This is a genomic window from Bacillus sp. 05T22 (assembly GCF_056396765.1).
In genome coordinates this window covers 13,673-31,516 of record NZ_JBFTMC010000025.1, presented here as the reverse complement: position 1 = coordinate 31,516, position 17,844 = coordinate 13,673, and the positions used below count along the sequence as shown (strand labels likewise).

At 35.8% G+C, this 17,844-nt stretch carries 17 protein-coding genes and 1 pseudogene; 6 read left to right on the top strand and 12 right to left on the bottom strand.

The genetic code is table 11. From position 1 onward, the window contains the following. Positions 1-426: 426 nt before the first annotated feature. From AC1DIT_RS10880 to hutP, 6 genes are all read right to left on the bottom strand, one after another. A complete protein-coding gene (locus AC1DIT_RS10880) occupies positions 427-888 on the bottom strand; it encodes a CarD family transcriptional regulator (RefSeq protein ID WP_170927953.1) in 462 nt (153 codons plus the stop codon). Between the two features lie 523 nt (positions 889-1,411). After that, positions 1,412-2,383, bottom strand: coding sequence for a formimidoylglutamase (gene hutG, locus AC1DIT_RS10875; protein ID WP_016133199.1), 972 nt, complete (start codon positions 2,381-2,383; stop codon positions 1,412-1,414). Then, on the bottom strand, positions 2,362-3,633 hold the full coding sequence (hutI, locus tag AC1DIT_RS10870; RefSeq protein ID WP_016115745.1) for an imidazolonepropionase: 1,272 nt from the start codon (positions 3,631-3,633) through the stop codon (positions 2,362-2,364). The genes hutG and hutI overlap by 22 nt, the downstream gene beginning before the upstream one ends. Positions 3,634-3,645: 12 nt before the next feature. After that, a complete protein-coding gene (gene hutU / locus AC1DIT_RS10865) occupies positions 3,646-5,304 on the bottom strand; it encodes a urocanate hydratase (protein ID WP_016131816.1) in 1,659 nt (552 codons plus the stop codon). A 23-nt stretch (positions 5,305-5,327) separates the two neighbouring features. After that, the gene (gene hutH, locus AC1DIT_RS10860) at positions 5,328-6,845 is read right to left on the bottom strand and encodes a histidine ammonia-lyase (RefSeq protein ID WP_476998187.1); all 1,518 of its coding nucleotides are present in this window, start codon (positions 6,843-6,845) and stop codon (positions 5,328-5,330) included. A 102-nt stretch (positions 6,846-6,947) separates the two neighbouring features. Continuing rightward, complete coding sequence (gene hutP, locus AC1DIT_RS10855; protein ID WP_003199156.1) at positions 6,948-7,388, bottom strand: hut operon transcriptional regulator HutP; 441 nt, start codon at positions 7,386-7,388, stop codon at positions 6,948-6,950. Between the two features lie 197 nt (positions 7,389-7,585). Here hutP and AC1DIT_RS10850 point away from each other — a divergent pair, with 197 nt between their 5' ends. Continuing rightward, positions 7,586-8,536, top strand: a complete 951-nt coding sequence (locus tag AC1DIT_RS10850; protein WP_016131818.1) for a class I SAM-dependent methyltransferase — start codon at positions 7,586-7,588, stop codon at positions 8,534-8,536. Between the two features lie 126 nt (positions 8,537-8,662). Next, entirely contained in the window at positions 8,663-9,223 is a 561-nt protein-coding gene (locus tag AC1DIT_RS10845) for a class I SAM-dependent methyltransferase (RefSeq protein WP_016131819.1), read from the top strand. 500 nt (positions 9,224-9,723) lie between these two features. Here the strand turns inward: AC1DIT_RS10845 and AC1DIT_RS10840 are convergent, their stop codons facing one another. Next, positions 9,724-9,924: a hypothetical protein gene (locus AC1DIT_RS10840; protein WP_016131820.1), complete on the bottom strand. Its 201-nt coding sequence runs from the start codon at positions 9,922-9,924 to the stop codon at positions 9,724-9,726. Between the two features lie 92 nt (positions 9,925-10,016). Further along, positions 10,017-10,591: pseudogene (locus AC1DIT_RS10835) on the bottom strand (AAA family ATPase). A 260-nt stretch (positions 10,592-10,851) separates the two neighbouring features. On the opposite strand from AC1DIT_RS10835, the gene AC1DIT_RS10830 reads away from it, so the two are divergent. Further along, the gene (locus tag AC1DIT_RS10830) at positions 10,852-11,148 is read left to right on the top strand and encodes a hypothetical protein (RefSeq protein WP_016115752.1); all 297 of its coding nucleotides are present in this window, start codon (positions 10,852-10,854) and stop codon (positions 11,146-11,148) included. 104 nt (positions 11,149-11,252) lie between these two features. Then, positions 11,253-11,684 carry a DUF2621 domain-containing protein gene (locus tag AC1DIT_RS10825; RefSeq protein ID WP_016131823.1) on the top strand — a complete coding sequence of 144 codons (432 nt, stop codon included), beginning with the start codon at positions 11,253-11,255 and terminating at the stop codon, positions 11,682-11,684. Between the two features lie 82 nt (positions 11,685-11,766). Here AC1DIT_RS10825 and AC1DIT_RS10820 read toward each other — a convergent pair whose 3' ends face one another. Both AC1DIT_RS10820 and AC1DIT_RS10815 read right to left on the bottom strand, forming a co-directional pair. Beyond that, entirely contained in the window at positions 11,767-12,273 is a 507-nt protein-coding gene (locus AC1DIT_RS10820; protein WP_016115754.1) for a CcdC family protein, read from the bottom strand. An 89-nt stretch (positions 12,274-12,362) separates the two neighbouring features. Continuing rightward, positions 12,363-13,070: a cytochrome c biogenesis CcdA family protein gene (locus AC1DIT_RS10815; RefSeq protein ID WP_476998186.1), complete on the bottom strand. Its 708-nt coding sequence runs from the start codon at positions 13,068-13,070 to the stop codon at positions 12,363-12,365. Between the two features lie 660 nt (positions 13,071-13,730). Between AC1DIT_RS10815 and AC1DIT_RS10810 the strand changes: the two genes are divergently transcribed. Further along, entirely contained in the window at positions 13,731-14,639 is a 909-nt protein-coding gene (locus tag AC1DIT_RS10810; RefSeq protein WP_016115756.1) for an EamA family transporter, read from the top strand. A gap of 139 nt (positions 14,640-14,778) precedes the next feature. Then, entirely contained in the window at positions 14,779-15,924 is a 1,146-nt protein-coding gene (locus tag AC1DIT_RS10805; protein WP_016133200.1) for a M20 peptidase aminoacylase family protein, read from the top strand. A gap of 47 nt (positions 15,925-15,971) precedes the next feature. Here AC1DIT_RS10805 and AC1DIT_RS10800 read toward each other — a convergent pair whose 3' ends face one another. Continuing rightward, positions 15,972-16,916 carry an ABC transporter permease gene (locus AC1DIT_RS10800; RefSeq protein ID WP_016133201.1) on the bottom strand — a complete coding sequence of 315 codons (945 nt, stop codon included), beginning with the start codon at positions 16,914-16,916 and terminating at the stop codon, positions 15,972-15,974. Beyond that, a complete protein-coding gene (locus AC1DIT_RS10795; protein WP_016131825.1) occupies positions 16,909-17,820 on the bottom strand; it encodes an ABC transporter ATP-binding protein in 912 nt (303 codons plus the stop codon). Before AC1DIT_RS10795 ends, AC1DIT_RS10800 begins: the two co-directional genes overlap by 8 nt. Positions 17,821-17,844 lie beyond the last annotated feature (24 nt).

Here is a 17,844-nt window from a genome sequence, read left to right as displayed (position 1 = left end):
TTCGTTTATCTCTTTTTCGTACAAAGATAAACAATTACTATTTACTATATTAGCAAATGTGAAAAATTCTTAAAGATAGAAGTGCGATTGATTCATTATTCTTCCAGAAATAATAACTTATATATACCTAAAACAATGAAAGCCCTACCTCTCTTCCATCCTTACGGCTCCTCGTCCGTGCCAGTGTGAATCAGGATTGCAAAAATCAAGTAACTATTTTATCGAGTTATTTAATTAAACTTCGAACATTCGTAAAAGAAATTAAAAAATAAAAATGGATTAGTTTGTAGTAATAACAAAAGAGGTTAATGCTCTAAAAGTGGTTTGAAAGAGTTGAATGTCTTTGAAATGATTGATTCTCTATAATTATATCCCCAAAAAATTCAAGATCTTTTTTGGGATGTAATACATTATCTACAATAAATCTTAACAAAAGCTTTTTATTTGATTTTCTGTGATACCTTCAATTAATCCCAGTTCACTAATCAAAAATTCATGTGCGTTATCTAACATTTTCTTTTCGCTTGCATTAAGTGCTTTTTCTTTCTGCATACGCATTAAATCACGTACAACTTCAGCACCTTCTTGTATTTTACCCGTTTTTATTTTATCTGTGTTCACTTTATATCTTTGTTTCCACGTAAGTAATCTATCTGATTCTCCATGCTGAAAAATATCCATTATGTGTGTTAATGCCGTTATATCTGTAACTGGTCGTATATTTGAATTCAATATTTTCCCCGTAGGAATCATTACTTCCATATTACTGGCCGACATTTTTATGACATAATACTGTTGTTTTTCACCTGAGATTTCCTTTTCTTCTATGGCTTTAATTATACCTGCTCCTTGCATTGGATAAACAATGTTATCGCCAATTTGAAACAAATAATCCACCTCCATATATGGTAACCTTCTCAAGCTTAACACACATTTATTTTTTTAGCAAAATTTTTATAATATCACAGAATTATTTTCCATGTCAATTCATTTACCCTTAAAAAATCAAATGGCACAAAACACTAAAATAATATGCTTTTATCATAAAAAAATAAGTTTCAATTCATGACAAACACTATCCTGTTCACTCTACGATTCTTTCAGCATAAAGCTCTACACCTTTATGTTAAAAAACTTTATATGATTATAAAAGAGCACTAGTGATTCATGTTCTTTGTCTACTTGCATTATGAAATATGCAGTAAATAACTTACTTTCTTTTGGACACAACTAAAACACCTCATACCTCGCTAATTTTAAAACTTGTAGAACAAAAAAAACACATCACTTCATATAAAAGTGATGTGTTTTTTATATAATGCGCAACATGAAAGACGAGACATCGCTTTTAAAATTCCTCATGTGCATTCACTTATCTTTCATGTTACTAAGTATAAGAGAATCCCTTCGCTTATATACTAACCTGCCTACCAATCGTTTCTCTTGCTAATAAAAAACTCATAATCACTTGAGCAGCTATCCTGCTTGTCATATCACGAAAATCAAGCGTTGGATCAATTTCTACAATATCCATACCTTGAACGATTGGTTCTTGCCCAAGTGCTGTTATAGCATCAAGTAAAGTTATACTATCCATGCCTCCTGGACCAATCGCTGGACACCCTGGTGCAAATGCTTGATCTAATACATCCATATCAAGAGAAACATAAATAGCTGTAACCCCTTGTCTACGTAAGATGTCAATACTTTCTGTAATAATATCTTTAATCGCTCTCTCACGAACATGCTTCATTGTATACACCGTCACACCATGCTCTTTTGCATATTCATGGTACGTGCGAGCATTTGAAAAATTACGAATTCCAATTTGAACAAGCTGTTTCCCTGTGATCACATCATTCTCTAGTAAACTACGAAATGGTGTTCCATTAGACGGTCCCCCATCTTCTAGGTTTCGTAAATCATGATGCGCATCAAATTGGATAATACCGACTTTCCCTTTACTACTTGCAAAACCACTTATACTAGGAAAGCTAATGGAATGATCACCACCAAGAACGATTGGTACCATTTGCGGATTCAATTTCATCAAACTGCCGAGCGTCTTAGTAATACGAGCATGACTTTCTTTTATGTCTGTAACATGCATACTAATATCACCACAATCATACAAGACACTTTCTTTCATATCATGCTCTTCTGTAATCGCGTATGTGCTATATGCATCTAGCATTGCGCGAATGGTTTTCGGCGCAAAACATGCACCAGAATGACTAATAGATGGTTTAGAAAGCGGTGCGCCAATTAATGCTGCACCAAAGATTTCTTCTCCCTCTTCCCAGCCTTTAATCATATCACTCCATTTCGTTACTTCACGATCAATAAACTTTGCATTTTTCTTTAAATAGTGGCCTTGCTCCACGTTTTGTCACCTCTTTTATATGCAAGATTACCGTTCTTCCATACTGTATTTACATGACTTACACCGTAATGATATGGTACATACGCATAATTATATGCATCCCATAAAACTAGGTCAGCCTTACGTCCAACACGAATTTTCCCAGCAACATCGCCGCGATTGATCGCATACGCTGAGTTAACTGTTACAGCATTCCAGACTTCTTCTGGTGTCATTTTCAATTTCAACATCGCAATGCTCATAATAAGTTGAATATTTTCAGTTGGGCAACTACCTGGATTAAAATCTGTCGCTAACGCAACCGCTACACCTTCATCAATCATTTTACGCCCACGTGCAAAGCTTTCTTTATTTAAGTAGAAAGTCGTTCCTGGGAGTAACGTTGCAACTGTATTGGAATTCGCTAGCATTTCAATCCCTTTATCTGATGCTCCAACTAAATGGTCCGCTGATGCCGCACCAATTTCTGCCGCTACTTCTGCACCGCCAAGTGGGTCGATTTCATCTGCATGAATTTTTACATCAAATCCAAGTTCTTTTGCTTTTAATAAAAAGTCTTTCGATTCTTCTACAGAGAATACCCCTGTTTCACAGAAAATATCAACGAACTCAGCTAATTGTTTTTCTTTCATTTCTGGTAATAAATCTAACATCCATTGTAAAAACTCTTTTGCTTTCCCTTTGTACTCTTTCGGAACTGCATGTGCTCCTAAGAATGTTGAAACTAAATCAATTGGATGCTCTTTTTGCAATTGTGCCGTCGTTTCTAATTGTTTCCACTCTGTTTCATCGTCCAATCCATAGCCACTCTTTGCTTCCACTGTCGTAACACCAAATGACAACATGCGATCTAAATGAAACTTCGCCTTTTGTACAAGCTCTTCTTTCGACGCTTGTTTTGTTGCATTCACAGTTGAAAGAATACCGCCGCCTTGTTCTAAAATTTCTAAATACGGTACTCCCTGTAACTTAAGAGCAATTTCATTTTCACGAGACCCACCAAATACAAGGTGCGTATGCGGATCAACAAGCCCTGGAGAAACCATTTTCCCTTCGCAATCGATGGTTTCTTTTGCTTGCAACCCTTTTGCTTCTTCCGCTGTGCCAACGAAAGTAACAATACCATTTTCAATACCCACTGCACCATTTTCGATAACAGGAAGCGTGTTCATCGCTTCCTGTCTTAACAAGCCATCTTCTTGATCCATTGTTAGCAATTGACCGATATTCGTTAGTAAAATGTCCAGCATGTTTCTTCCTCCTTATTTCATCATTGGAATGTTAACGCCTTTTTCTTTTGCTGTTTCAACAGCTAAGTCATACCCTGCGTCAACGTGGCGAACAACTCCCATTCCAGGATCAGAAGTTAATACGCGTTCAATGCGTTTTCCCGCTGCTTCTGTTCCGTCTGCAACAATAACCATTCCAGCGTGAAGTGAATACCCCATACCAACGCCACCACCGTGGTGAACAGATACCCAGCTTGCACCATTAACACTATTGATTAAAGCATTTAAAATTGGCCAATCCGCTACTGCATCACTGCCATCTTTCATTGCTTCTGTTTCACGGTTCGGTGAAGCTACAGATCCACAATCTAAATGGTCACGGCCGATAACGATTGGTGCTGATAATTCACCGTTTGCAACCATTTCATTGATAATACGCCCGAATTTTGCACGCTCTCCGTAACCAAGCCAACAAATACGTGATGGAAGACCTTGGAACTCAACTTGCTGACGTGCCATACGAATCCAGTTACATAAATGCTCATTATCAGCAAATTCACGTAAAATTACTTCATCTGTTTTATAAATATCTTCTGGATCGCCAGAAAGTGCTACCCAGCGGAATGGCCCTTTTCCTTCACAGAATAATGGACGAATAAACGCTGGAACGAATCCTGGGAAATCAAATGCATTTTTTAACCCTTCATCGAAAGCAACTTGGCGAATGTTATTACCATAATCAAATGTAATGGCACCTTTTTGTTGCATTGCAAGCATTGCTTCTACATGTTTTTTCATACTTTCTTTTGATAATTGTACGTAGCGTTCTGGATCTTCTTCACGAAGTTTTGCCGCTTCTTCTAATGAATAGCCTACTGGAACATAACCATTTAATGGATCATGTGCAGACGTTTGATCTGTCACTAAGTCTGGTGTAATGTCACGTTTCACAAGCTCTGGTAAAATTTCTGCAGCATTTCCTAATAGTCCAATTGAAATTGGCTCTTTCTTTTCTTTATATTCTTTCGCAACAGCTAATGCCTCTTCTAACGATTCTGTGTACATATCACAATACCTTTTTTCAATACGACGATCGATACTGCGTTTATCTACATCAATCGCAATGACTACCCCACCGTTCATCGTAACAGCAAGAGGTTGTGCACCACCCATACCGCCTAAACCAGCTGTAAGCGTTAATGTCCCTTTTAATGAACCACCAAAATGTTGGCGTGCTGCTTCTCCAAATGTTTCATATGTTCCTTGTAAAATCCCTTGTGTACCAATATAAATCCAGCTACCAGCTGTCATTTGTCCATACATCATAAGACCCTTTTTCTCAAGTTCACGGAAGTGATCCCAGTTTGCCCACTTAGGTACTAAGTTTGAATTTGCTAGAAGTACGCGCGGTGCATCTTCATGTGATTTAAAAATTGCAACTGGTTTACCAGATTGAACAAGTAACGTTTCATCACTCTCTAAAGTTTTTAACGAATCAACAATGGCATGATAGCTATCCCAGTTACGAGCTGCACGACCAATGCCACCATATACAACTAATTCTTCTGGCTTTTCAGCTACTTCTGGGTCTAAATTATTCATTAACATACGAAGTGCCGCTTCTTGAATCCAGCCCTTAGTTTGTAATTCTGTCCCTCTTGGCGCGCGAATTGTTTGTTTTACGTTTTCCATTTTAATCTCTCCCTTTTCCCTTTTTATAGTGTTGCATTTGCATCCAATCGTTCTAATGTAAAGCGACTTGTTTTTAACCAATGTGTAATATTTTCAATATCTGTTGAGAAAATACGGTCATTTGTAATTGACGGTACTTGCTGACGTCCTTGGTGATAAAATGCTTTCGTTACTGTACTCATCTCTTGGGTACCACGATATTCCGCCGCTTGCATTGCACAAATCATTTCAATTGCAAAAACGCGTCTTACATTTTGAATGATTTGATGTGCATGGCGCGAAGCAATTGTTCCCATACTTACATGATCTTCTTGGTTAGCGGATGATGGAATTGAGTCAACACTTGCTGGATGAGCTAGCGTTTTATTTTCTGAAACAAGTGAAGCTGCTGCGTATTGCATAATCATTGCACCAGATTGTAGTCCTGGCTCTGGACTTAAAAATGGCGGCAAATCATTTAACTGCGGGTTCACAAGACGCTCAATACGGCGTTCAGAAATATTCGCAAGTTCTGCCATTCCGACCTTCAAAAAGTCCATTGYAAATGCAATTGGCTGACCGTGGAAGTTCCCACCAGAAATCACTTTTTCCCCTCCATCAAAAATAAGTGGATTATCTGTTGCTGCGTTCATTTCAATTTCTAATTTTTCTTTAACATAATTTAAAACTTGCCAAGAAGCACCGTGTACCTGCGGGATACAGCGAAGTGAGTATGCATCTTGTACACGAAGTTCCCCTTGCTTTGTTACAAGTTTACTATCTTGAAGTACATCGCGAATACGCTTTGCAACTTCCACTTGTTCTTTATAGCCACGTGCTTTATGCACATTTTCATCAAATGCATCGATAATGCCGCGCAATCCTTCGATTGTCATTGAAGCAATTAATTCTGATTGATAAGCAATCGCTTCAGCTTCTATATAAGAAAGGATTCCTTGCGCTGTCATCGCTTGCGTACCATTGATTAATGCAAGCCCTTCTTTCGCTTCTAATTCGATTGGCTCTAAACCTTCTTCTGTCAGAGCTACCATCGCATGAACGCGTTTCCCCTTATAGAACACTTCCCCTTCACCTAATAGAACAAGAGCAAGATGGGATAATGGAGCTAAATCACCGCTCGCGCCTAATGAACCTTGCTGCGGGACAACTGGATGAATTTTACGATTTACAAACTCTAACAGCCTATTTACAACAAGTGGACGAACACCAGATACACCTTTTAACATCGTATTAGCGCGTAAAATCAACATTCCTCGCGATACTTCTTCAGGGAATGGATCGCCAATTCCGCATGCATGTGATTGAATTAAGTTATGTTGTAGTGCCTTTACATCATCTTTCTGAATGAGTACATCACTAAACTTTCCAAACCCAGTTGTAATACCGTAAACAACTTTTCCATCCTCTACGATTTTTTCTACAACTTCACGGCACTCAGCCACTTTTTGCATGCTGTTTGGGCAAGCTGTTACCCCTTCCCCTTCAAACAACAAACGTTTCATTTCTTCTACTGTCAATGAATATCCTGTTAACGTAATCATCCTTTTTCCTCCTTAAAAGAGCAAAAGGGGACCTTACCTTTTTAAGACAGACTTCTGTCCCAAAAAGCAAGGCCCCCTTCTAACTAATAGACTATGGGCAAATCATATGTGATTAATTCCTAAACCAATCGCCTCATGCTCAGATCCTTTTACAGGCGCACCTATCGTTCCATAAAGTGCAACAGCAAGCCATTCGCCTTCTTTTTTCCCGTCGTATGGTGTACCGCGCACAATTGCAAACCGAAGACCTACCGTACGAAGAACGTCTGCTAACTGAATTTGACCTCTCGTCACTCCGTACAACGCTTCCATGATTGCATGATAAAGTGCATGCGTTTCTCTGTAAACGTCTGTTTCAATAACTTGGTTGCTTTTAGCCGCTGTTTCCATTGCTGCGACAACCTTTTGCGAATTCATAGAACCAACTTTCCCAGTACAATATTTCCAACCTTTTGGAATGGATAATACAGGACTTTCATTCTCGTCCGCAAGCGCCAACAACATGGCCATACGACCAATTCGATGTGTTCCTTGAAGAAGCATGTGACTCTCTCATTTCTTGTGAATTATTTGAATATTACTTAATTTAAGAATATATGAAAACGGTTTAATCGTCAATAGTTTAAACGATTATTTGAATAATTTTTTCAATACTCTGTTACCATTGTGTACACACTTTATTTACAGAAAATTCTAAAGCGTGCTATAGTCTCACTAACAGCTGTAAGGGGGACCCAAAATTGGTTAAGAGAAAAGATATTCACTTTCGAATTGACGAAAGATTACTAGAAAGATTTGAAGCAACACTTCATTATGAAGGCCTAAATAAAACAGATGTTTTAACACATGCTATTCAGCAATTTTGCATAAAGGTGGAATCAGAAAAAATGAATGACGTAAAAAGACAATACGCTGTAAGTAATCATCTTCAAACACGGATTGATACCCATAAAAAATATGAAGAAAAACGAGTCGATTTAGATACAGTTGTAATTGAGCATTTACAATTACAAGGAACAGAAAAAATATTAGAGGTTGGGTGCGCTAATGGGAAATTCCTTGCACTACTACACGTAAACGGGCACAAGGGGCATCTCACTGGTCTGGATCAATCTACAACTATGCTGCGAGAAGCTGCTATGAATGCAGCACAGCAACATGTAAATATTGAATGGAAACTTGGAGACGCTACCAAACTTCCTTTCCCAGCTGATTCCTATGATTGGATTATCGCAAGACATATGCTGTATCACATGACGGATGTTGAAAAAACAATTCAAGGATTCCATAAAGTAATTTATCCTGGAGGTAAATTTCTAGCCACAACAAATTCTCAGGTTTCATTACCTTATATAGATGAGATGTGTAATAAAATGTTAGTCGCATTTGGTCTACCTGAAAAAACACCAACAGCTACTCCATTTTGTTTAGAGAACGGAAAACAATTATTACAATCTGTTTTTCAAACTGTGGAGGAAACAGTTATTCATAATGCACTTCTATTTCATCATGCTACACCTATCGTTAACTATATCTCTAGTATGTTTCCATCTTTAAACATACCTGATGATATTCATCTTCATTCAGAAATGAAAAAATGGCTTGCAAATGAAATAGACCATGAGTTAGCCCTTCATAACGGGATATGGCGTGATCCGAAAACACTTGCTATTTATCGTTGTACAAAATAAGTTTGAATCTACTTTATAACAAATTCTTCAAATTTATCTTAGGTTGATGTTGATATGGCGATACCCTAAGAAGAAAATTACATATTACAAATATAACAATAGACAAAAATATAAGAGGTGAAACTGTTGGCTATAAAACARAAGGAAATTAAGCTGGTAATTGGTGCAGGGGAATATAATAATAATCCTGGCTGGTTACATACGAATGAGGAAGAATTGAATTTATTAAAAAGGGAAGATTGGATAAAAAGGTTTGATCCTAATTCTTTAGCGGTAATTTTAGCGGAGCATGTATGGGAACATTTATCATATGAAGAAGGCATAGAAGCAGCGAAAGTATGTTATGAATTTTTAAAGCATGGTGGTTATATTCGATGCGCCGTTCCTGATGCATTTTTCCCAGATGAAGAATACCAGGAGGGTGTACAAGTTGGGGGACCTGGACCTAAAGACCATCCCGCAGCTAGTCATAAAATAGTTCATAATTATGAAACTTTAAGGAAAATGTTTGAAACTGTTGGATTCGAAGTAAAATTACTTGAATATTGTGATGAAGAGGGGAATTTTCATTACAATGAGTGGGATGGAGCCGATGGGGTTATTTTTCGTTCAAAAAAATATGATCCACGAAATCAAGGGGATAAACTTGTTTTTCCATCGTTAATTATAGATGCAATAAAGTCTTAGTTATTACGCTAAACAGGTGTTTTTCTTGAACAATAGCTTTAAAGTCGATTTCCCAATAAGAAATCGACTTTTTTAGTATCATAACTCAACAATCTTGAGATTTCTTCATCATTATAAAGATATGGGCGGTTTCGTAACATGGATTTATAAATCACAAAAAAGTTACATACAAGCCTCCAAAATATTAAAATTGAAAACTATATAAATTTTTCATTCTGAGGGCATTGAAATGAATTAGCTTGATGGTCATGTTAGGAACCCGAAGAAAAAAAATTATCCTGTTGGACAATATCAAAATAAAAAATGGTTTCATAACGAGTATCAATATAACTATAGAAAGCATGGGACACTTCGTGAAAAAGTAACGGAACACTTACTTACATTGATGCAACAAGCCTATTCGTCCTCTCCTATATAAAGAGCAAAGAAACATCTTATGAAATCCTACGTATAAATTCAAATGATAAACCACCTATAAATAGGTGGTTTTCATATACATGCTATGATTTTGACAAAATCTTAAGAAGGCTACTGCCTGCCCAAAGGAAGTATGCCAGTTGAGTTAAGATGTACATTGTAAATTCAAAAGCAGAAAGCTTTCTCTCTCGCTTCACTTTTTTTAAATGTCTATAATAACAAAATGAACATAATACTAACAGTAATATCGAGGCTTCATGTACGTTCTCTATTACCTTCATCATAATGATCCCCCATCTCCTTGTATTGATAGACTAGTCGATCTAATATGATCTTTTTCTTTATATTAAAAGCCTTGTTCAAGTGCGTTTTCTTCCTATTTCTTCTCCCTTAACCATTTCACAAGAAACACCTCTGTTTCCTCTACTGTCGCCTCATCAGTATTCACATATGTAACTGGAAACTGTTGATACCACTGTTTTTCAGTGTTTATTAACTCTAGCTGTTCTTCAAATGTACTGCGTCTTCTCGTATTATCATTCTTCTTTCTCTCTTGCAATATCTTTTTAGAAACATCCAAATAAAAAATTGCATTCGAACGACATTTTCTTAATTGATACAATTCATCTTTTAATTCATTTTCAATATCCCAATCCATCCCTATCAATTTTGGAAAATGTAGTGTATAAAACTCAATATCTTCCGGACCACGATCAAATATTACAGTGCACCCTCGCGCATTCTAAATTTCTTTTATTTTTGCTCCAATAAACATTCTTTGATTTGTAATAAATCCCTCTTTTGTGTAAATATCCAAATTTATTTTTTTCTCTTCTCTACAATTTCATAAGGATTTTCATATACTATCTGAAAACCTCTTTGCTCTAATCTCCTTGCTAACGTTGTTTTCCCGCTTGCCATTGGTCCTTGAAGTGAAATTATACACGTCATTTCTTCCACCCTTTTCCACTAAAATAAACCTCTTTTTTACAATAAACGGAATTTTATAAACTATCAACAAAATACTTCCTACCTTGTTTCCTATTTCTATCTAGCTTATAATAAAAAACAGAGACGATTATGGACGCCTTTTATGTAAGCTTGGAAATCCAAGCTTACATTATTTTTTGCTTTCCCTTTTATTAGAAACAGAGTATACTAGATTAGAACATACGTTCTGAATGATTACATATAGTAAGGAGATAGAACAAATGGTATACGATACAAAAGTAATTTCTTGGAACGAATCTTTAAAACAACTACAACGTCGCTACACAAATCAAGCAGTAGATCGAAAACAATTTGAAGATGTTGAACTCATGGAGTTTTTCCGCGATAACGACTACATTTCTCTTCCTACACATATTAGTGGCCTATCAACAAAACGTTTTACTTCTTACTCTATTTTCACAACTGAAGATAAAGATCGTAAAGTCGGCACACTTATTATTGAATATTTAGAAGATGATACTGACATATTACGTGTCGAACAACTATACTTTATTTAATTCATAACGCTTGGTCAAAATGACCAAGCGTTCTTGCTTTCTATCAATCCCACTGCTTATAATACTAGTAAAAGGAAAACTGTTATCGCAAAGGGGGTATACACTTGCTCGAAGGATGGTTTAGTTGGTTTATTGTTACTTGGACTGTTATTTTACTAGGCCTTATGTCTATTGGTGGATATTTCATGTTCCGAAAATTCTTAAAACGCCTACCGAAAGAAGACGGCATGTCTATTTTAGATTGGGAACAACACTATATCGATCAAACACGGCATTTATGGAATGACGAGCAAAAGCAATTATTAGAGGAGCTTGTAAGTCCTGTTCCTGAACTATTTCGTGATGTTGCAAGATCTAAAATTGCTGGTAAAATTGGAGAGCTCGCTTTAAAAGAAAAAGCCTCAAAAATAACTGAAGATTTAATCATTAAGGGGTATATTGTAGCAACTCCAAAACGAGATCATAAGTTTTTAATTAAAAAATTACAAGAAAAGCAAATTGACTATTCCCGTTATCAATCACTGCTGGCTAATTGACCTACCCCTACCTTCACTTCGTTTAGAGAAGGGGATCTTCTCGGTTAACATAATAAAAAACCTCAAGGAATCTTGAGGTTTTTTACGTTAATTTCATATCTTTCTCATTATAAAATCCATCTTCTTTTTCCATTTCCTTTTGCAATCTCGTGAATGAACGATACATGGAAATTCTCCATGATACAATCATTGCAAAAGCAAGTAAGAAGAACATACCGCTTAGCTGTCCTAAATCAAGTGATTGACTCAAATATGTTTTAAACACAATACGTACAACGAGTAAGCCAATTAAAATAAATACGAAAGCTTTTGAACGCTTTAAATAAATATCTTGTCCACGAACTTCAAATTTAGATGTTTTAATAAGAAAAATTGAGAAAAACAAACCTACACCGATTGCTTCTAACATTTCTGCTGGTGTTAGACGAAATTCCGGAAAAATGTACATCAATGCCCCCGTGCTCATAAAAAACGGTGGGAGAATAATTTTTTTCAATGTTGCTGGTTTCTTTGCTGCTTTTAAACGAATAAACATCGCACCTACAGCCATACAAATGGCAACAATACTTGATAAAAGAACTAAGTTCATACTTTCTCATCCTTTTTTGTGGCAATATGAAAATACAGTTTCATTATATGCTTTTCTGTTAGTATTTCCAACATTTTCACAGGATAATACTAAAAACCCGTRAAACCACCAAATAAACTTGAGAAATAYRCRATAATTTTYGTCATCCARTTAAAGTATAAGAATATACCCATAACAATCATGATATATCCGCCTACTTTCACAAACGTTCCACTATGCCGTTTAATCCAAGACATTTTCGTAATAAAAAATGAAAGTATAAAAAACGGTATTGCAAACCCAAGTATGTAAGCAATCATATATATCATTGCTGATTCTGGATTCGTAGTAGCCAGTCCAATTACAGCTACTAAAATCGGCCCTGTACAAGGTGTCCAACCAGCAGCAAATGCCAAACCAATTAAAATAGATCCAATATAGCCACTAGGACGACTTTTAAATGTAAATTTTCGATCTTGCATTAAAAACTTTGGCTTAAATACCCCCACAATTACAAGTCCAAATACAATGATGAACAGCGCCCCTAACTGTCTGATTAAATCTTTATAATCTTGGAAGAATGATCCAATAAAACTTGTACCAAAACCAATTGCGATAAAGACAATTGAAAATCCAAGTAAGAAAAACGCCGTATGTATCATACTTCTTTTACGAAGCATCGCATTTTCTTCTTTTAATTCAGAAACCGACATTCCCGTTATGTACGATAAAAATGCTGGATAAAGCGGTAAGCAACAAGGGGAAATAAATGATAAGAATCCCGCACCAAACGCTAAAAAAATATTAATATCTTGCATTGTTACACTCCTCTCCTCTTCAATATTGTAGCAAAAACAAAAGAAAATACTATGTACAATTCATGAATTCACTATTTACAACATTTTAATAAGAAAAAATAGCTGCACACTGCTATATAAATACAAATTAAAAAACCGAAATAAAATCCTTCTTTTTAGGTGGGAGAGAGCATCCCGCCATGCATAGAAGCGGTCAGATTCTTTTCCTGCCCCATGCCAAGTGAAAACAAAGAGAGAAAACAAGTAGCGGTCACCTTTTGTTATCCATAACTGTAGCTTATATATCGAAAAATTAAAATGCATATTTTCTGAAGCGTTTTCATTTCTCTTCTATTATAAATAATATTCTGTTACTCATTAACATATCAAAGCTTCTTCCAAACAACAAATAATTTGTATACCACACCTCTGTATACTATACATTTCCTGTAAGAAAATATTTTTTTAAAATGATACCTTTATACACCCTTCACCTTATCTTACAACACTTCTATAATTATAATTTTCAAGATTATGCATAAATATCATACTTTTATTATTATTCTATAAAATGTCACACTTTTCTTTTATTTGACCCTTCATTTTTAATTTTGTATACTTCCATCTAGTTATATATGTCCGTTTTGGAACAATTGAATATATAAGATGGGAGGAATTTTCATGCTTCGTTATTCTCTATTGGTTTTATTAGGAGCATGTAGCTATGGAATTTTAGCTATCTTTGTTAAACTTGCATACGCAGAAGGTTTTTCACTTGGAGAAGTAATTGGTAGTCAATATTTGTTCGGTTGGTTTATTTTACTTGGAATTACACTCCTATTTTCTAGACATCGTGTTCCCCTTAAACAAATGCTTGTTTTATTTGTCGCTGGAACATCTGCAAGTTTCACAGGAATTTTTTACTACGCTTCACTAAAAACTGTACCGGCATCTATTGCCATTATCCTTTTATTCCAATTCGTTTGGGTTGGTATTATCATTGAAGCTGTTGCGACAAAAACATTGCCATCAAGAGAAAAAGTCATTTCTGTTATCTTTTTACTTGCTGGTACATTCTTATCGAGCGGATTATTAGAAAAATCAGTAGGTGATTTTAATACAACTGGAATTATACTAGGTTTACTATCTGCTGTGACATTTGCAACCTACATTTTTGTCAGTGGTAAAGTTGCTGTTGAAGTACCATCATTACCACGGGGTGTCCTTTTAATGGCGGGTGCTTTAACTTTAGTAATGATCGTATTCCCACCAACATTTATTTTTAACGGAGCGATTTCACAAGGGCTTTGGAAATACGGTTTAGGACTAGGAATATTTAGTATTGTCATTCCATCCATTGCCTTTACAATCGGAATTCCAAAAATCGGTTCCGGCTTAGCAACTATTCTTGGGGCAGCCGAACTACCTGTTACAACAATTATGTCTGTATTCGTTTTAAAAGAAGCAGTACTTTCTTCTCAATGGCTTGGTGTGGCGCTTATTTTGGTTGGAATTGCAATTCCGCAAATTGCGTATACAATGCGCGGCCGTTATCAAAAACATCATACACACAAGAAAGTTGCTGCATAAAAGAAAAGAGGTTTCTCATTTGAGAAACCTCTTTTCTTGCAGGTTCTTCCAAAAGAACTAAATTCCTATATAATTACTAATAAATATATTTTACTAAAAACAGAAATTGAAGTTTATCTTGAGAAAGAAGGAAAAATAGATGACATCCATCACAAATCAATTAACAGAGAAGCTAATCTCCATCCGCCGTCATTTACATCAATATCCAGAACTATCTTATGAAGAAACAGAAACAACAAAAGCGATACAGAACTGGTTAAACGAAGCTAACATCACAATTATTAGTTCTAATTTAAAAACTGGCGTAATCGCAGAAGTTTCCGGTGATAAAAATGGACCAATTATTGCGCTCCGTGCTGATATTGATGCTCTTCCTATACATGAAGAAACTAATTTATCTTATGCTTCTAAAAATCCTGGTAAAATGCATGCATGTGGACATGATTTTCACACAGCATCTATTCTCGGCGCTGCCTACTTATTAAAAGAAAATGAATCTTCACTTAACGGAACTGTTAGGTTCATATTCCAAGCTGCTGAAGAAAGCGGGGACGGAGCATGCAAAGTAATAGAAGCTGGTCATTTAGAAAACGTACAAGCCATTTTTGGTATGCACAATAAGCCCGATTTACCAGTTGGTACAATTGGTATAAAAGATGGACCACTTATGGCCGGCGTTGATCGTTTTGAGATTGAAATACAAGGAGTTGGAACACATGCAGCTGTACCTGATGCTGGTGTTGATCCAATTGTTGCCTCTTCTCAAATTGTTATGGCACTACAAACAATTGTAAGCCGAAATGTAAGCTCTTTTCATAACGCTGTCGTGAGTGTAACAAACATTCATTCAGGAAATACATGGAACGTTATCCCTGAAAAAGCAACTTTAGAAGGAACCGTTCATACATTCCAACCTGAAACACGCCAAAGAATACCAGAACTGATGGAACGTATTATTAAAGGGGTTTCTGATGCACTAGGTGTTGAAACGAAATTGCATTGGTATCCAGGTCCTCCTGCCGTTCATAACGATATAAAACTTACAGAATTATCTATCCATATTGCTCAAGTAATGGGCCTCCAAATTATTTCACCAAAACCTTCTATGGCAGGAGAAGATTTTTCATTTTATCAACAAAACATACCTGGTTCATTCGTCTTTATGGGAACAGCTGGGACACAAGAATGGCATCACCCTGCTTTTACATTAGATGAAGGAGCATTACCTATAAGCGCACAATATTTTGCTTTATTAGCTCAAGAAGCTATTAATAAATTACGATAAAAAAAAACCGTTAAGATCATTCTTCTTAACGGTTTTTCCATCTATTATTATGTTAAATCGCGCTTTGAAAATACAGTATAGGAAATACCTAGGAAAACAAGTAAATAAATCATCAGAATACAAGAGGCAAATGGGAATGTTATCCCTGAAACTAAGCTTCCATGTTGTAATATTCCATATAAATCTGTATTTGCCGGTAATAAAAATTTCATCCATTCATATCTAGATGCTGGCATTAAAATGATTCCACCAGATAATGCCACAAATAAAGAAATACCTATTGCACCCCCACTTGATCTTGTTAGAACAGAAATCATAAAAGCAAGCGCTGCATACACAAGAGTTGGTAGCCATTCTAATATATAATACTGGCTCACATCACCAAAGATATTCCGCTCAATAATACTACCATTTTGTACAATAAATTCCGTCCATGCTGGCTGTTGAAACTTATAAATAACAAACCCACATAACAGTGAGAAAAGCATATTAAATATAAATAATAATCCAGAAAAAATAACAATCGCAACATATTTCGCTGTTAAAATTTTAAATCGATTCGCCGGGCGAATCATTAAGAATTTATAAGTTCCCCAGTTGTACTCATTTGCAAAAATTGTACTAGCATATACAAGAATAAATGGTAATAAAATCGGAAAAACAATTAATCCGGTATCTCTCATAAAAGTTAGAGGTGAACCATCTGCAGGTGGTGTATTCGTATCTAAATGCTTCATTTTAAGCTGATACTCTTTAACAAGCTCATCTCCTGATTTTTGATTGATAATATCCTGTTTTGTACTCCCAATTTTTTTTTCAATTTCTGCCGTTCGCTCCGTATACTCTGTTTTCCAATCTCCTGATAAAGACGGAAAGTATTTAACAGAAACCCACCCTAAACCAATAACTAAAATTGCAATAACAACAAACGGTATCATTGTTCGCTTTCGCTTAAAGATTTTATACAGTTCGTTATAAACTAAATTAAACAATATCCTTGCCTCCTGTTAATTCTAAAAACTTCTCTTCTAATGTTTTTCTTTCTTCATACACACGATAAATGCGAATGCCTTTTTCTGTTAATGTACGAATCACATTTGGAATTCCTTCATTTTCCACAGTAAGAATCAGTTCATTACCTTGAATTAAGACATCATACGTTAAAAGATCCGCTGCCTGCTTCACATCATCAACACGTATATGAATCGTCTCCATTTCCAAACTTTCAGCTTGTTTAATATTTTGTGTTGCCACATATTTTCCATGTTGAATAATAATGACCCGATCACACATTAATTCAACTTCAGATAATAAATGACTCGATACAAGAACTGCCTTTCCTTGTTCATGTGCAATTTTATTTATGTACATTCGCATTTCATGAATACCGTTTGGATCTAACCCATTTGTTGGTTCATCTAAAATAAGTACATCCGGGTTATGTATAAGTGCTTGTGCAATTCCTAAGCGTTGCCTCATACCAAGTGAATAGGCTTTTACTTTTCGGTCAATAACCTGTCCCATACCTAGTAATTGTACAACTTCATCAATGCGATCTTCTGTAACATTACCATTCATACGACCAAAATATGCCAAGTTTTCATAACCACTTAAAAAAGGATAGAATTCTGGATTCTCGATTACAGCACCAATTTTTGCAGCTGTGCTTTCAAATTTCTGTTTTACAGATTGACCATCTATCCAGACTTCACCTTCCGTCATGCGAATCATACCAACCATCATTCGCATTAATGTTGTTTTCCCAGCACCGTTTGGTCCTAATAAACCAACAACTTCGCCTTTCTTTACTTCAAAACTTATATTTTCTACTAATGTCTTTGATCCGATTCGCTTTGTTAATTGTTCTACTCGCACTATAGATTGTTCATTTACCATTCTATACAACCTTTCTGACCAACT